15 protein-coding genes are annotated in these 14,605 nt (G+C 71.8%); 8 read left to right on the top strand and 7 right to left on the bottom strand.

Going from position 1 to position 14,605, the window contains the following annotated elements:
• Nucleotides 1-13: 13 nt before the first annotated feature.
• Genes AB0K05_RS42935 through AB0K05_RS42915 form a run of 5 tightly spaced genes read right to left on the bottom strand, consistent with a single transcriptional unit; the run spans nt 14 to nt 4,169 of the window.
• Nucleotides 14-1,225 carry a CoA transferase gene (locus tag AB0K05_RS42935; RefSeq protein WP_364237369.1) on the bottom strand — a complete coding sequence of 404 codons (1,212 nt, stop codon included), beginning with the start codon at nt 1,223-1,225 and terminating at the stop codon, nt 14-16.
• Nucleotides 1,218-1,928 carry a 2-oxo acid dehydrogenase subunit E2 gene (locus AB0K05_RS42930; RefSeq protein WP_364237366.1) on the bottom strand — a complete coding sequence of 237 codons (711 nt, stop codon included), beginning with the start codon at nt 1,926-1,928 and terminating at the stop codon, nt 1,218-1,220. Before AB0K05_RS42930 ends, AB0K05_RS42935 begins: the two co-directional genes overlap by 8 nt.
• A complete protein-coding gene (locus tag AB0K05_RS42925; RefSeq protein ID WP_148029776.1) occupies nt 1,925-2,167 on the bottom strand; it encodes a lipoyl domain-containing protein in 243 nt (80 codons plus the stop codon). The genes AB0K05_RS42930 and AB0K05_RS42925 overlap by 4 nt, the downstream gene beginning before the upstream one ends.
• Before the next feature lie 2 nt (nt 2,168-2,169).
• Nucleotides 2,170-3,186: a transketolase C-terminal domain-containing protein gene (locus AB0K05_RS42920; protein ID WP_364237363.1), complete on the bottom strand. Its 1,017-nt coding sequence runs from the start codon at nt 3,184-3,186 to the stop codon at nt 2,170-2,172.
• Complete coding sequence (locus AB0K05_RS42915) at nt 3,183-4,169, bottom strand: thiamine pyrophosphate-dependent dehydrogenase E1 component subunit alpha (RefSeq protein ID WP_219547895.1); 987 nt, start codon at nt 4,167-4,169, stop codon at nt 3,183-3,185. Before AB0K05_RS42915 ends, AB0K05_RS42920 begins: the two co-directional genes overlap by 4 nt.
• Nucleotides 4,170-4,501: 332 nt before the next feature.
• Here AB0K05_RS42915 and AB0K05_RS42910 point away from each other — a divergent pair, with 332 nt between their 5' ends.
• Genes AB0K05_RS42910 through AB0K05_RS42885 form a run of 6 tightly spaced genes read left to right on the top strand, consistent with a single transcriptional unit; the run spans nt 4,502 to nt 10,701 of the window.
• Entirely contained in the window at nt 4,502-5,350 is an 849-nt protein-coding gene (locus tag AB0K05_RS42910; RefSeq protein WP_364237360.1) for an ABC transporter ATP-binding protein, read from the top strand.
• Nucleotides 5,347-6,060: an ABC transporter ATP-binding protein gene (locus tag AB0K05_RS42905; protein ID WP_364237357.1), complete on the top strand. Its 714-nt coding sequence runs from the start codon at nt 5,347-5,349 to the stop codon at nt 6,058-6,060. The genes AB0K05_RS42910 and AB0K05_RS42905 overlap by 4 nt, the downstream gene beginning before the upstream one ends.
• A gap of 13 nt (nt 6,061-6,073) precedes the next feature.
• Nucleotides 6,074-7,117: a branched-chain amino acid ABC transporter permease gene (locus AB0K05_RS42900; RefSeq protein ID WP_364237355.1), complete on the top strand. Its 1,044-nt coding sequence runs from the start codon at nt 6,074-6,076 to the stop codon at nt 7,115-7,117.
• Nucleotides 7,117-8,283 (top strand): branched-chain amino acid ABC transporter permease, encoded by a 1,167-nt coding sequence (locus AB0K05_RS42895; RefSeq protein WP_364237352.1) that lies wholly within the window; start codon nt 7,117-7,119, stop codon nt 8,281-8,283. Before AB0K05_RS42900 ends, AB0K05_RS42895 begins: the two co-directional genes overlap by 1 nt.
• A 31-nt stretch (nt 8,284-8,314) precedes the next feature.
• The gene (locus AB0K05_RS42890) at nt 8,315-9,745 is read left to right on the top strand and encodes an ABC transporter substrate-binding protein (protein WP_364237350.1); all 1,431 of its coding nucleotides are present in this window, start codon (nt 8,315-8,317) and stop codon (nt 9,743-9,745) included.
• Between the two features lie 56 nt (nt 9,746-9,801).
• Entirely contained in the window at nt 9,802-10,701 is a 900-nt protein-coding gene (locus AB0K05_RS42885; RefSeq protein WP_364237348.1) for an SDR family NAD(P)-dependent oxidoreductase, read from the top strand.
• Between the two features lie 14 nt (nt 10,702-10,715).
• Here AB0K05_RS42885 and AB0K05_RS42880 read toward each other — a convergent pair whose 3' ends face one another.
• Complete coding sequence (locus tag AB0K05_RS42880; RefSeq protein ID WP_364237346.1) at nt 10,716-11,603, bottom strand: SDR family oxidoreductase; 888 nt, start codon at nt 11,601-11,603, stop codon at nt 10,716-10,718.
• A gap of 72 nt (nt 11,604-11,675) precedes the next feature.
• Between AB0K05_RS42880 and AB0K05_RS42875 the strand changes: the two genes are divergently transcribed.
• Both AB0K05_RS42875 and AB0K05_RS42870 read left to right on the top strand, forming a co-directional pair.
• Complete coding sequence (locus AB0K05_RS42875; protein ID WP_364237343.1) at nt 11,676-12,656, top strand: aldo/keto reductase; 981 nt, start codon at nt 11,676-11,678, stop codon at nt 12,654-12,656.
• Nucleotides 12,657-12,671: 15 nt separating this feature from the next.
• Complete coding sequence (locus AB0K05_RS42870; protein WP_271279703.1) at nt 12,672-13,457, top strand: enoyl-CoA hydratase/isomerase family protein; 786 nt, start codon at nt 12,672-12,674, stop codon at nt 13,455-13,457.
• A 92-nt stretch (nt 13,458-13,549) separates the two neighbouring features.
• Here AB0K05_RS42870 and AB0K05_RS42865 read toward each other — a convergent pair whose 3' ends face one another.
• Nucleotides 13,550-14,428: an LLM class flavin-dependent oxidoreductase gene (locus AB0K05_RS42865; protein WP_364237340.1), complete on the bottom strand. Its 879-nt coding sequence runs from the start codon at nt 14,426-14,428 to the stop codon at nt 13,550-13,552.
• Nucleotides 14,429-14,605 lie beyond the last annotated feature (177 nt).

Genomic DNA, 14,605 nt, shown 5'->3' with positions numbered 1-14,605 from the left:
CCGCGCGTTCTCGTCAGATGACCTGGTGCGCGCGCAGCCGTGTCATCGTGCCGGCGTCCAGGCCGAGGATCCCGCCGTAGACCTCGTCGTTGTGCTGTCCCAGCTCCGGGCCCAGGGTGTGGACGCGGCCCGGCGTCTCCGACAGCCGGGGGGCGACGTTCTGCATCGGGAACGATCCGAGCCGGTCGTGGATGAGCCGGACGACGGCGTTCCTGGCCTCGAAGTGCGGGTCGGCCAGCATGTCCGGTGCGGTGTAGATCAGACCGGCCGGCACCCCCGCTTCGTGGAGGCGTTCCAGCAACGCGTCGCGGTCCTGTTCCCGCGTCCAGGCGGTCACCAGTTCGTCCAGCTCCGCCTGGTTCTTCCCGCGCGCGGTGTGGGTGCCGAACCGTTCGTCGCCGTGCCACTCCGGGCACCCCATCAACGCGGCCAGCCGGTTGAAGACCGTGTCGCGGTTGGCGGCGATCAACACGGCCGAGCCGTCCCGCGTGGGGTAGACGTTGCTGGGCGCGACGCCGGGGAGGATCGATCCCGTCCGCTCGCGCCGCGCCCCGGCCAGCTCCCATTCGGGCAGGATCGACTCCATGAGCGCCAGCACGGCCTCGTAGATGGCGGAGTCGACCACCTGGCCCCGCCCGGTGCGCTCCCTGGCCAGCAGCGCCATGACCGTGCCGAGCGCGGCGAAGGTGCCGGCCAGCGAGTCGCCGATCGAGATGCCGGCGCGGCTCGGCTGCCGGTCCGGCTCTCCGGTGAGGTACCGGAGGCCGCCCATCGCCTCACCGATCGACCCGAAGCCCGCCCGCCCGGCGTAGGGGCCGTCCTGGCCGTAGCCGGTCACCCTCGTCACCACCAGGCCGGGGCTCAGCTCGGCCAGGGCGGCCGGCCCGAGTCCCCACCGTTCGAGCGTGCCGGGCCGGAAGTTCTCGATGAACACGTCCGCGCCGGTCAGCAACTGACGCAGGAGCTCCTGGCCCTCGGCCTGCCGGAGGTCGCAGGTGATCGACTTCTTGTTGCGGGCGATGATCGGCCAGGTGAGGGAGAGCCCCTGCGGCCGATGACTGCCCCACTGTCGCATCGGGTCGCCGCCGCGCGGATCCTCGACCTTGATCACTTCCGCGCCGAAGTCGCCGAGCAGCTGCCCGCAGAAGGGACCGGCGATGAGTGAACCGGTCTCGACGACCCGCAGCCCTGCCAACGGCCCGCCGCGCCGCTCGTCGTCAGCCACCAGCGGCCACCTTCCCGTCGGCGTTCTCCAGGCGTTCGCGCACCCGGGCCAGGAAGGCGGCGGCGTACGCCCCGTCGAAGACCCGGTGGTCGAACGACATCGTCAGCACGGCGACCAGGCCCACCTCGACCCGAGCGCCGTCGGCCACCACCGGCCGTCGCGCGATGGTGTCCATGGACAGGATCGCCGCCTGCGGCTGGTTGATCACCGGGATGGTGAACAGCGTGCCGGAGCGGCCGAGGCTCGACAGGGTGAACGTGCCGCCCGCCATGTCGGCGACGCCGAGCGCGCGCGAGCGAGCCCTGCCGGTGACTTCGGTGATGCGCTCGTGCAGCCCTTCGACGTCGAGCTCGTGGGCTCCGCGGATCACCGGTACGACCAGGCCCTCGTGGCTCATGTCGACGGCGACGCCGAGGTTGACGTGCTCGAAGACCCGGATCGAGCCGTCTTCCCAGCTGGAGTTGACCAGGGGGAAGTCGGCCAGGGCGCGGGTGACGGCCCAGGCCGTGTAGGCGGGCACGGCGGGCCGGGCCGCGGACGCCTGTCGCGCGGCCTCCACCGCGTCGAAGCGGACCTCGACGGCCATCGCCGCGTGCGGGCTGGTGGCCAGCGAACGCACCATGTGCTCGGCGGTGCGGCGGCGGATGCCGCTGGCGCGCCGTACCGTGCTGGGGCCGCGCGGGTCGGTCGTCACAGCGCTCACGGCGCGTCGCCGACGATGACGGCCAGGACGCTGCGCACGTCGACGACGTCCCCCGGCTCGACCTTGATCCGCAGGGTGCCGCCGGTCGGGGCGGGCAGGACCTCGCGTGCCTTCTCGGCCTCGATCTCGACCAGGTCCTGGCCCTCTTCGACCCGCGCGCCGTCCTCGAAGTACCACTCCAGGATCTCCGCTTCGGACATGCCCATGCTCAACTGCGGGAGGCGTACCTCGGTTTCCACGCTCACTTCTCCACTCCGAGCACGCGGCGCACGGCCGCGACGACCTTCTCCTTGGACGGGTAGATCTGCTTCTCCAGCACCGGGCTGAACGGCACGTGCATGTCGTCGCTGGTGACCCGCAGCACGGGTGCGCGCAGGCTGCCGAAGCCCTCCTCGACGAGGTGCGCGGCGATCTCGCTGGCGGCGCTGCAGGTGCGGTTGGCGGGGTCGACGATCACGCAGCGGCCGGTCTTGGCGACCGAGGCGAGGATGGCGGGCCAGTCCATCGGCACCAGCGTGCGCGGATCGACCACCTCGACGGAGACGCCCTCGCCGGCCAGGTCCTCGGCCGCGTCGAGGGCGTGCCTGACACCCCCGCCGATGCCGATGACGGTGACGTCGGTGCCTTCGCGCGGCACCGACGCCACGCCGAACGGGATCAGGTGGTCGTCGTCCTCCGGTGCCGCGCCACGGCCGCGGCGCCCCCACAGGGTGGCGTCCTCGAAGCAGAGCACCGGGTTGTCGTCGCGGATCGCCGTCTTGAGCAGGCCCTTGAGGTCGGGGCCGTTGCTCGGCACCATGATCTTCAGCCCGGGGACGTTCATGAACATCGGGTACGGGCGGTCGGCGTGGTGCGCGGCGGTGCCGCCGTGGTAGTAGAGCGCCTGGCGGAACACCACGGGCATCCTCGCCTGGCCGCCGAACATGTACCGGTTCTTGGCGACCTGACTGACGAACTGGTCCATGGCGCAGAACATGAAGCTGGCCACCGTCAGGTCGACGATGGGACGCAGCCCGGCCATGGCGGCGCCGGCGGCCATGCCGACGCTGGCGGCCTCCGACAGCGGCAGGTCGCGGATGCGGCTGGGGCCGAAGTCCTCCAGGAAGCCCTGCGCGGCGCCGAAGACGTTGGCGCGCAGGTCCTGCCCCATCAGGATGACGCGCTCGTCGCGGGTCATCTCCTCGTGCTGCGCCTGCTGGATGGCCTGGAGGAAGCCCAGTTGCGCGGCACGCTTGGCGGCCGCGGGCGCGGTGCTCATGTGGACGCCCCTTCGACGTAGTAGAGATCCCGGTACGCCTCCTCGGGCTCGGGATACGGGCTGTCGCGCGCGAACTCGACGGCCGCGGCGACCTCGGCCCGCACCTCGGCGTCGAGCGCCTCGACGGCGGCCTCGTCGGCCAGCCCTTCGTCGAGGAGACGCCGGCGGAACAGGTCGATCGGGTCGCGCTCCTGGCGCCACACGTCCACCTCGGACTGGTCCCGGTAGCTGTTCTTGACCCGCAGGCCGTAGGCGTGTTCGTGGAAGCGGTAGGTCTTGGCCTCGACCAGGCTGGGGCCCTCGCCGCGCCGGGCGCGGGCGACGGCCGCGGAGACCGCCTCGTAGGTCGCGACCGGGTCCTGCCCGTCGACGGTGACGCCGGGCATGCCGTAGCCGGTGGCGCGCACCGAGATGTCCTCGACGGAGGTAAGCTCCCCGGCGCGCACGCTGACGGCCCATCCGTTGTTCTCGCAGAAGAAGACGACCGGCAGCTTCCACACGGCCGCGAGGTTCATCGACTCGTGCAGGACGCCCTCGTTGGCGGCCCCGTCGCCGAAGAAGCACAGCGCGACGAGGCCGTTGCCCAGCACGTCGGCGGCGAGTCCGGCGCCGACGGCGACGGGTATGGCGGACCCGACGATGCCGGACTCGCCGAGGCTGCCGACGGAGAAGTCGGCCAGGTGCATGCTGCCCCCCTTGCCCTTGCAGACGCCGCCGGCCTTACCGAGCAGTTCCGCCATGAGCCGGTCGAGGCGGGCACCCTTCGCGATGGGGTGGCCGTGCGAGCGGTGGTTGCCGGTCATGTAGTCGTCCGCGGTCGTCGCCAGGCAGGCGCCCGCGATGGCGGCCTCCTGACCGATGCTCAGGTGCACCATCGCCGGCAGCTCGCCGGCGTGGAAGAGCTCGATCGTGGCCTCTTCGAACAGACGGATACGCAGCATCCGTCGCAACATCTCCAGCGCGAGATCGCGCTCCAGGTTCATACAGTCCCCTTCCGCTGTTCGTGCCTCGGCGCCCCCCGCCCACCAGCTGAATCAGCGGGTGTATCACAATGGGTGATCTAGGAGGGACAGCCTGGCGGCGCAGCTTCAGGCCGTCAGCGTCTGTGTTGACGTAGTGAATCCCATCCCCCGGGTTTCCGTCAACGTCAGTGGTGACGTTGCTCGCGGGCCCGACAGATAAACGGCCGTGACCTCTTGTGCTAACCCGAACCCGAATGCAAAGCTGCGTCAACACCAACGACGACGTAGACGCAGTCACGTCCTAGCGGCCCGCGTGCGATCCCGCCCCTGGAACATCACAAGGAGGAACGGGGATGAGCGGCATCAAACGTTCTTTCACCCTCAAGACTCGTCCGCCAGACACCGACCCCGCCCCCGGCATCGCCGGCAGCCCGTCGGGCGAGACGCTGCTGACCGTCCGCGGTCTGACCGTGCGGTTCGGTGGGGTCACCGCTCTGGAGGACGTCTCTCTACAGGTGCGAAGCGGCGAGATCTGCGCGCTGATCGGCCCCAACGGCGCCGGCAAGACCACAGCGTTCAACAGCGTCAGCCGCCTCGTCCAGCCCGTGGCCGGCGCCATCGCGTTCGACGGCGCCGACCTGCTGCGCGCCCGGGCCGGCGACCTCGCCGCCCTGGGCATCGCCCGTACCTTCCAGAACCTCGCCCTGTGGCCGGGGCTCACCGTGATCGAGAACGTCATGGTGGGCGCGCACAGCCTCGGGCGGACCGGATTCCTCGGCGCGCCCTTCGGCTGGGGGGTGCGCTCGGAGCACCGCGAGCTGACCGAGCGGGCGTACGCCGCGCTGGCCGTGCTCGCCATCGAGGATGTCGCGTTCCAACCCTGCCAGGGACTGCCCTTCGGCACCCTGCGGCGGGTGGAGCTGGCCCGCGCGCTGGTCACCCGGCCCCGGCTGCTGATGCTCGACGAACCCGCCGCCGGCCTGACCCAGGGCGACGTGCGAGACCTCGGCACGTTGCTGCGCGCCCTGCGCGACGAGCTCGGGCTCAGCCTGCTGCTGGTCGAGCACCACATGCAGCTCGTGATGGACATCGCCGACTACGTCGTGGTCCTGGACTCCGGGCGCAACCTGCTCTCGGGACGTCCCGACGAGATCCGCGACGACCCCCGCCTCGTCGAGGCGTACCTAGGGAGCCCGCGATGACCGAACCCCTGCTCCGCATGAGCGGCGTGCGCGCCTATTACGACGGCGTCGAGGCCCTGCACGGCATCGACATCACCGTCGGCACGGGGGAGGTCGTCGTCGTCCTCGGCGCGAACGGCGCGGGCAAGACCACCACGTTGCGCTCGATCTGCCAGCTCACCACCACCACAGGTGAGATCCGCTTCGACGGCGACCTCATCTCCGGGGCCTCCACCAGCTCGATCGTCCGCCGGGGCATCGCCATGGTGCCGCAGGGTCGCGGCACGCTGGGTGACCTCAGCGTCGAGGACAACCTGCTCGCCGGCGCCGTAACCCGGCGTGACAAGGGCGTGGCCGACGACATCGCGTCCTGGTACGAGACCTTCCCCCGGCTGGCGCAGCGGCGCCATCAGACCGCGGGCAGCCTCAGCGGCGGCGAGCAGCAGATGCTGGCCATCGCGCGGGCGCTGATGCTCCGTCCCCGGCTGCTGCTGATGGACGAACCGTCGCTGGGCCTGGCCCCGGTGATCGTGCGTGACCTGTTCGACGTGCTCGCCCGCATCAACCGCGAGCGCGGTGTGGCGATCGTCCTCGTCGAGCAGAACGCCGTGCTCGCGCTGGACATCGCCCAGCGCGGCTACGTACTGGAGGCCGGGAACCTCGTCCTGTCAGCGTCCGCTGACCAACTGCGGCAGGACGACGCCGTCCGGCTCGCCTACCTCGGAAACTGAACCAGGAGCTTGCATGGGCACCGTGTTGTCCCAGGCGGTATCCGGCGGTCAAGCCGACCTCGACGTCGTCGCCGCCCGCCGCCGGCGGGCGCGGCTGCGTGCCGTCCTCGTCGTCATCGTGCTGCTCGCCGCCTTCTCCGTCTGGGCCGTCATCGACGGCGGCGCGCAGCTGTACCTGCAACGGTTCTTCGACGGCATCACCAACGGACTGCTCTACGGCCTGGCCGCGCTGTCCTTGGTGATCGTCTTCAAGGCCACCGGAATCATCAACTTCGCCCAGGGGCCGATGGCCATGCTGGGCTGCTATCTGGCGCTGACCGTGCTGGAGATGTGGCCGATGCCGGTGCTGCCGGCGATCGTCATCGCGATGGTCGTCTCCGGCCTCGGCGGAGCCGTGCTCGAACGCGTGCTGATCCGCCCGTTCGACCCGGACAACCACATGGCGATCATCATCGTCACCCTGGCGCTGTTCCTCGGCTTCAACGCGCTGGCCGCGCTGGTCTGGGGCTTCCGGCCGCTGAGCTTTCCCAGCCCGTTCCCGCAGGGCACCGCGGACGCGTTCGAGATCGCCGGGGCCCGCCTGTCCTACCAGGCGATCGGCACGGCGCTGCTGGTGGTGGGCGCGGTCGTGGTGCTGGAACTGGTGCTGAACCGCACCCGTCTCGGCCTCTCCTTCCGCTGCGTGGCCAACGACGTGGCGAACTCCCGGTTGCTCGGCATCGACATCGGCCGCACCGTGCAGTTCAGCTGGGCGCTGGCCGCCGCCGTCGGCACCCTGGGCGCCTGCCTGATCGCCCCGTCGACGTACGTCGACCCCGGGTTCATGAACAAGATCCTGGTGTACGCCTTCGCGGCGGCCACCCTGGGCGGCCTCGACAGCATCCGGGGAGCCCTGGCCGGCGGCCTGCTGACCGGCCTGAGCGTCTCGTTGGTGACCGGATACCTCCCCGGCGTGGGCAGCGAACTCGGCCTGGTGGTGGGCTTCGCGATGATCATCGCGGTGCTGCAGTTCAAGCCGGCCGGACTCTTCGGCAACCGAGCGATGGAGCGTGTGTGATGCCGCTGCGGATCGAACGGGGCAGCCGCCGGCACCGGCTGCTGCGACTGGCCCTGGCCGGCGGAGCGGCGGTGCTGCTGCTCGGCCTGCCGCACCTGCTCGGCACCGTGTCCCAGGTGGACACGCTCTCGCAGATAGCCGCCTACTCGGTGGCCATCCTCGGACTGATCATCCTGATGGGCTACTGCGGGCAGATCTCTCTGGCGCACAGCGCGTTCATCGGGCTGGGCGGCTACACCACGGTGATCCTGGTCGCCGACCACGACTGGCCCTACCTGGCGACCATCCCGGTCTCCATCCTGATCTGCCTGGCCGTCGGCGCGCTGATCGGCATCCCGGCACTGCGCATCCGCGGCCTGTACCTGGCCGCGGTGACGCTGGCGGTGGCGGCGCTGTTCCCGGCGCTGGTCATCCGGTTCGAGGAGCTCACCGGCGGCACCAGCGGCAAGTTCGCCCGCGAGGCCATGCAGGCGCCGGAGTGGTTCTTCGTCAACCCCTACACCCGCGTCGGCCCCTCGATCGTGCGCTTCTACGTCATCGCCGCCGTGGCCGTGCTGGTCTTCCTGGTGGCGCGCAGCATCCTGCGCAGCCGGATCGGCCGGTCGATGGTGGCGCTGCGCGAGGCCCCGCTGAGCGCGGCGGCCAGCGGCGTCCAGGTCGCCCGGGTCAAGATCTTCGCCTTCGCGATCAGCGGGGCCTTCGGAGGAGTGGCCGGATCGCTGCTGGCGATCCAGCTGCCACAGGCGTCCGACACCCGCTACACACTCGACCTGTCGATCTTCCTCCTGGTGGCGCTGGTCGCCGGGGGCAGCGGCACCATGCTGGGCGCGATCCCCGGCGCGATCATCTTCGTCACCCTCCGCACGTTCGTCTCCGACTGGGCCGCCGCGCTGCCGGCGTTCCAGGGCAGCGACGGCGGCCAGATCGTCGGCATCATCTCCTGCCTGCTGCTGCTGGCGATCGTCTTCCTGATGCCGACAGGAGTGGCCGGCGGCCTGCAGAAGGCCGGCCGGCGGCTCGTCCAGTTCACCGACCCCGTCCCCGCGGGCTGGCGCAGGTTCCAGCTTTCCGCATCCTCCCAACCGACGCCGTCTGCGGACGCAGGGGGATCCCAGACAGCGTCGTCCCCGCAACCGGAGAACTCCGGTGCACCGACGAAAGGCTGAGCTCGTGTTCTCAACGGTACGACCCGCGGCTGTGGCCGTGGTCCTCCTGGCCGCGGTGAGCCTGACCGCGTGCTCCCACGACAAGCAGGCGGCCACCGCGGAGATGTGCGTCTCCGAGGCCGAGCAGAACGTGACCGCCGCCGCCGACAACCCGAACATCCCCAAGGCCGAGGTCGACGCCTCGCTCGGCCAGGTCGGCGACGGGTGCGTCTTCCGCGGCTCCGGCGGCTTCCAGCTGGACGTGTCGAAGTGTCCCACCGACTACGACATCAACACCGGCATCACCGACAAGGAGATCCGGCTGTTCACCAGCATGCCGCACAGCGGCCCGCTCGCCGCGTACGGTTACATCGGCGACGGACTGAAGAACTACCTCTCGTACGTCAACGCCAACGGCGGCGTCGGCGGGCGCACCATCCAGCTCGACATCCTGGACGACCACTACCAGCCGGACCTGACCCGCAAGAACGTCGACAAGGCGATCCAGGACAACAAGTACGCGGCCAGCGTGGCGATCCTGGGCTCGTCCAACAACGGCGCCATCCGCGACGTCATGAACGACGAGTGCATGCCGCACCTGCTGGTGGCCTCCTCCGAGGACCGCTGGGGAGACGTCGAGAACTACCCGTGGACCACGGGCATGGGCCTGAACTACGGCAACGAGGCCGGGCTCTGGAAGCGCTGGATCTCCGACAAGTATCCCGACGGCGCGACGGTCGCCGTGGTCGCCATGAACAACGACTTCGGCAAGGCGTACGAGGCCGCCTTCACCGACGCCGCCGAAGGCAGCAACATCAAGATCGTCGCCAAGGAGCTGATCGACCCGTCGGCGCCGAACATGACCGACCAGCTGACCTCGGCGGCGGCCAGCAAGGCCCAGGTCGCCATCTTCGCCGTCGCCGGCACGTTCTGCGTGCAGGCCATCGGCGGCGTCGAGCGCAGCTCGTGGGACCCGGACGTGATCACGGGCAACTCGTGCGCGCAGATCGAGACGTCGCTGGCGCCGCTGCAGAAGGAGGGCCTGACCGGTGACGGCACCATGGTCATCCAGTACTACTACAACCCGAGCGACCCGGCGAACAAGGCGCCGGAGTACGCCGAGCTCTACGCCGAGCAGATGAAGAAGGACGGGCTGGACCCGGAGGTCGCGCAGTACACCAACGGCTGGTTCTGGGGCTGGTACCTCGTGGCGGTGCTGCGCAACGCCGACGCGATGCAGGGCGGGCTGAACCGCGCCAACATCGCCGTGGCCGCGCGCACCATCAGCCAGCCGTACCCGCTGCTGGTCGAGGGGCTGACCTCGAAGATGAACGGCGTGGAGGACGCCTACCTGTTCGAGGGCGGCCAGATGTTCCGGTACGAGGGAGCCACCACCAGCAAGATCGGCGAGTGGAAGCCGATCGGCGAGCTGATCAACCGTGAGGGCAGCACGGGCAACTTCACCAAGCTCAACCTGCAGTGACCGGCGGCCGGGGTGCGCGGCGGCGCGCACCCCGGCCATCGACGAAGGAGTGACACATGCCCGAACTCGACTTCGACGGCGCGGTGGCGGTGGTGACCGGCGCCGGGCACGGCCTGGGCCGGGCGTACGCGGGCGAGCTGGGCCGGCGCGGCGCGCGGGTGCTGGTCAACGACCTCGACTCCGAGGCCGCCCGATCGGCCGCGCGGGACATCGCGGACGCCGGCGGCGTGGCGGTCGCCGAGACGAGCAGCGTCGCCGACCCGGCCGGCGGCGAGGCGATCATCGCGGCGGCCGTGGACGCCTTCGGCCGGGTGGACGTCCTGATCAACAACGCGGGCGTCGGACGGCCCAAGGACTTCGGCGACGTGGGCATGGACGACGTGCACCTGTCGCTGTCCGTGCACCTGCTCGGCGCCTACCACCTGATCGTCCCCGCCTGGCGGCACATGGCCGCCCAGGGCGGCGGCTCGATCGTGAACACCTCCTCGTCGGTCGGCCTGTTCGGCCAGAAGCGCTCGGCCGTCTACGCCTCGGCGAAGATGGGCGTCGTCGGCCTGACCCGGGTGCTGGCCGCGGAGGGCGCCCCGCTCGGCATCCGGGTCAACGCGATCGCCCCGGTGGCGAGCTCGCGGATGGCCGCCGACGTGTACGGCAAGCTCGATCCCAAGCTGGACCCGGCGCGCGTCGCGGCGGTGGTGCTCGCCCTGGCGCACCGCGACTGCCCGGTCACCGGCGAGGTCGTCTCCGCCGGTGGCGGCCGGCTCGCGCGCATCCTGATCGCGACGACAGACGGCTACTTCTCCCCGGACCTGACGGTGGAGGAGGCCGCCGCTGCACTGCCCTCGGTGGTGGCCGGGGAGACGGCGGTGCGGGTGCCGACCTGCGCCATGGACGAGATCGACCTGATCCGGCAGTGCTTCCCGGATCTCGACGGCTTCCCGATGCCGCTGCGCTGACGGCGCCCGCCACGTCAGCCGCGCCGCCGCGGCGGGAGCCGTCCCTGCCCGCCGTAGGGCTGGAGCCCGGCGCCGAGATCGCCGTCGAACGCCGCGGCGACGTCCGCCGCGCTCCACCGCTCCCGTACGGCGTGCGGAGCGCCGGCGAGCTCCACGTGCGGCACGATGCCGAGACGCCGGCCGTCGAAGCTGAAGAACTGCCCGGTGACGCCCTCCGATGCGTCGCTGAGCAGGTAGGTCACCAAGGGCGCCACGGCGGCGGGCGACATCTCGTCGATGCCGTCGAGAGGGGCGCCCGCGCCGTCCGGTGTGGGGGCGCGGCTGATCGCGTCACGGGTCATCCGGGTCAGGGCCTTGGGCGACAGGGCGTTGACCCGGATTCCGTCGGCTTCGAGGTCGAGGGCGGCAGCCCAGGTCAGCGCCGTGACGGCGCCCTTGGTCATGGCGTAGGCCGCCATGTTCGGGTAGCCGAACATGGCCAGGGACGAGGCGTTGACGATGGACCCGCCGCCCGCGCCCCGCATCGCCCGTGCCGCCGCGTCGAGGCAGTACGCGGTGCCGAGCACGTTCACGTCGACGGCTTCCCGCAGCCGGCGCGGGTCCTCGTTCCACGGCAGCGCCTCGTGGTAGAGCCCGGCGTTGTTGACCAGGCCGTCCAGGCGGCCGAACGCGGCGACGCACTCCCCGACCAGGGCCGCCGCCTGGCCGGGGTCGGCTATGTCGCTCGGGACGGCCACGGCGCGCCCGCCCGCCCTTTCGATCTCGGCGGCGGTCTCGCCGGCGGCCCCAGCGTCGACGTCGTTGACCATGACGGCGGCGCCGTGCCGCGCGGCGTCCACGGCGTAGGCACGGCCCAGCCCCCGGCCGGCCCCGGTCACCAGCACGGCACGTCCGACGAGCATGTCGAACTCCTTCTGTCAGCATTGACGTAGACGCTGACGAAGCTTAGGGTCGCACCCGAAAGGCGGTCAAGAATGCAGGACACCAGGCTGGACCGGCTCTGCTTCGGCTGCGGCCCGATCGGCGGCCTCGCCGCGGCGGGCGGCGACACCGGGCCGGAGCGCGCCGAGGAGATCGCCGTCGCGGCCGTCGAGGCCGCCTGGGAGTGCGGCCTGCGCAGTTTCGACACCGCTCCCAGCTACGGGGACGGCGCCGCCGAACGCCTGCTCGGCACCGCGCTGCGCGGCCTGCCGCGTGACCGGTTCACGGTCAGCGGCAAGGTCGGGCGCCGGACGATGGCGATCGCCGACCCGTACCGGCTGGACGGAGCCGCCGCCCGGCGGGAGCCCCGCTTCGACTTCACCGCCGCCGGGGTCCGGCGCACCGTGGAGACCTCGCTGGAGCGGCTCGGACTCGACCGGCTCGACACGGTCTTCCTGCACGACCCCGACGACCTGCTCGGTCCCGCGCTCGACGAGGCCGTTCCCGCCCTCCACGAGCTGCGCCGGGCGGGCGCCGTCGGCGCGATCGGGGTGGGCACGACCCGGCCGCGGGCCGCCGAGGCGCTGGTCGCCGCCGGGGCCGTCGACACCGTGATGATCGCGGGGGAGTGGAACCTGATGCGGCGCTCGGCCGCCACGCTGCTGGCGCGCTGCCAGGAGGCGGGGGTTCCCGTGCTGGCCGCCGCGCCGTACGCCTCCGGGCTGCTCGCCGTCGCCCGGCCCGGGCCCGGCCTGCCCTACCTCTACCGCGCGCCGTCGCCGTGGCTGCTGGAGGCCGCCGGCCGGATGGCCGACCGCTGCCGGCGCCACGGCGCCGAGCTGCCCCAGGCGGCGATCCAGTTCCCGCTCCGGCATCCGGCCGTGACCCAGGTGGTCGTCGGCATGCGCGACGCCGGCGAGGTCGTCGCCAACGCCGCGCGGTTCACCACCGATCTGCCCGAGGCGCTCTGGGCCGAGCTGGACACGCTCTGGGCCGGGCTCGGCACACCGCCCGGGGAACCCGTCCCGACATGATCGAGGAGGCCGTACGTGCTGCGCCAGGAGAACTATCGCAGGATCGCCATCGAGCGGCGTGGGGCCGTCACCGTGCTCACGCTGAACCGCCCCGAGCGGCGCAACGCCGTCGACGACGTCATGCACTCGGAGCTGTCGACGCTGTTCCGCGAGGCGCGGCGGAGCACCGACGCCGAGGTCTACGTGCTCACCGGCGCGGGGGAGGCCTTCTGCGCCGGCGGGGACACCGACCCCGGCCGTCCCTATGCCTCGCTCAGCGGCCTGACGCCGATCCAGGAGGCCGCCGAGATCGTCTACGGCATCCTGGAGCTGGACCAGCCGCTGATCGCCGCGGTCAACGGCGACGCCACGGGGCTGGGGGCGATGCTGGCCTCCGCCGCCGACGTGTCCTTCGCCGTGCCTTCGGCCCGCTTCGGTGACGCGCACGTGCAGGTGGGGCTGCCCGCCGGCAACGGCCCCGCCGCGCTGTGGCCGCTGCTGGCCGGGCCGCAGCGGGCCAAGCGGCTGCTGCTCGGCGGCGAGATGATCAGCACCGACCAGGCCGTCGCCTGGGGGCTGCTGCACGAGCTGGTCACCGAGGGTTCCGCCCTGGACGCCGCCCTGGCGCTGGCCGGACGCTGGGCCGAGCTGCCCCGCGCGGCCGTACGCGGCACCAAGGCCACGATCAACGCTGCCGTACGCGCGGCGGTCGCCCAGGTGCTGCCGCTGTCGCTGGCCCTGGAGGAACAGGCGATGGCCGCCCCCGACTTCCGCCGGCGACTCGCCGCGGCGCACGAGACACGGCGAGCCGCCACGGGCTGACGCCCGCAGCGCCGGACGACCTCCGTGACGGCGCTCAGCCGCCCCGCAGCGCCGCACGTCCTTCGCGGCGGGCCGCTGCGAGCTGACGGCGCTCAGCTGTTCCGCAGTGCCGGGATGACATCTGTGACGATGCGGCGGACGGTGTCCTCGTCGGCCTGGCCGTGCGGCCAGTAGTCCTGCGGTGGCCAGTAGAAGACGAACCGGTCGATGCCGGCCGCACGGTAGCGGGAGACGAAGCTCGCGAAAGCGTCCGGGCCGGCCCACATGTTCTCCGAGCTGACCAGCGGGCGGCCGGTCAGCAGCGTGCGGCCCAGCGTGGCCGGGTCCCGGCCGGCCTCCTCACACGCGCGTTCCATCCGGCGCACCTGGCGGGCGGTGCGGTCGAGGTGCTCGGCCGCGGACAGGCCGAAGCCGCCGAAGGTGCTCCAGGCGTCCCCGTACCGCGCGGCGGTGGCCATGGCGTGCGGTCCGTGGGCGGCGACCGTGAGCGGCGGACGCGGGGATCGCACCGGCCGGGGGCCGAGCGGCGGGATGCGGGAACGGTAGTACCGACCGGGCTCGACAGGCTCACCGCGCAGGACCCGGTCGACGAGCGCGACGGCCTCCCGGAACCGCTCCGCGCGCTCCCGCCCCGGCCACGGCCGCGAACCGGCCAGGGCGTGGTCGGAGTCGGCGTACCCGGAGCCGAGGCCGACCTCCAGCCGCCCCTGGCTGATCCGCTCCACGGTCAGGGCCTGGCGGGCCAGCAGCGCCGGATGACGCACCACCGGGCTGGACACCAGGCTGCCCAGGCGGATCGTCGTGGTCGCGGTCGCGAGGGCCGCCAGTGTGCTCCAGGCCTCCAGCCAGTCCTGCGCGGGATCCGCCGGGCTGGTCAGGTGGTCGTCGACCCACGCGTGGTCGAACCCGAGCCGTTCGGCCAGCAGGCAGTGGTCTCGCAGCGTCTGCCAGGACACCTTCGGAATGAGCATGACGCCGAAGGCCGGACCCGTCGGGGGAATTCTGTCAGCATCCACGTTGACGCAAACTAGGCGCGATGCTAGCGTGACGTCAACATCAATGGTGACGTGCACGCGGAAACCCGGCGCGTACCAGCAGACTCGATCCAACGACCTGGGAGACGAGGCAGATGGTGGTCCGAACCCCGA

The sequence above is a fragment of the Nonomuraea sp. NPDC049486 genome (genome assembly GCF_040676925.1).
GTDB classification, from domain to species: Bacteria; Actinomycetota; Actinomycetes; order Streptosporangiales; family Streptosporangiaceae; genus Nonomuraea; species Nonomuraea ferruginea.
Note: the sequence above shows the minus strand (reverse complement) of the source record. Positions and strands in the feature narration are given on the sequence as shown.

What these genes read in the sequence shown, in the direction of transcription:
- AB0K05_RS42920 (WP_364237363.1), bottom strand. Translation starts at nt 3,186, where the DNA reads ATGAGCACCGCGCCCGCGGCCGCCAAGCGTGCCGCGCAACTGGGCTTC.
- AB0K05_RS42915 (WP_219547895.1), bottom strand. Translation starts at nt 4,169, where the DNA reads ATGAACCTGGAGCGCGATCTCGCGCTGGAGATGTTGCGACGGATGCTG.
- AB0K05_RS42910 (WP_364237360.1), top strand. Translation starts at nt 4,502, where the DNA reads ATGAGCGGCATCAAACGTTCTTTCACCCTCAAGACTCGTCCGCCAGAC.
- AB0K05_RS42905 (WP_364237357.1), top strand. Translation starts at nt 5,347, where the DNA reads ATGACCGAACCCCTGCTCCGCATGAGCGGCGTGCGCGCCTATTACGAC.
- AB0K05_RS42900 (WP_364237355.1), top strand. Translation starts at nt 6,074, where the DNA reads ATGGGCACCGTGTTGTCCCAGGCGGTATCCGGCGGTCAAGCCGACCTC.
- AB0K05_RS42895 (WP_364237352.1), top strand. Translation starts at nt 7,117, where the DNA reads ATGCCGCTGCGGATCGAACGGGGCAGCCGCCGGCACCGGCTGCTGCGA.
- AB0K05_RS42885 (WP_364237348.1), top strand. Translation starts at nt 9,802, where the DNA reads ATGCCCGAACTCGACTTCGACGGCGCGGTGGCGGTGGTGACCGGCGCC.
- AB0K05_RS42880 (WP_364237346.1), bottom strand. Translation starts at nt 11,603, where the DNA reads ATGCTCGTCGGACGTGCCGTGCTGGTGACCGGGGCCGGCCGGGGGCTG.
- AB0K05_RS42875 (WP_364237343.1), top strand. Translation starts at nt 11,676, where the DNA reads ATGCAGGACACCAGGCTGGACCGGCTCTGCTTCGGCTGCGGCCCGATC.
- AB0K05_RS42865 (WP_364237340.1), bottom strand. Translation starts at nt 14,428, where the DNA reads ATGCTCATTCCGAAGGTGTCCTGGCAGACGCTGCGAGACCACTGCCTG.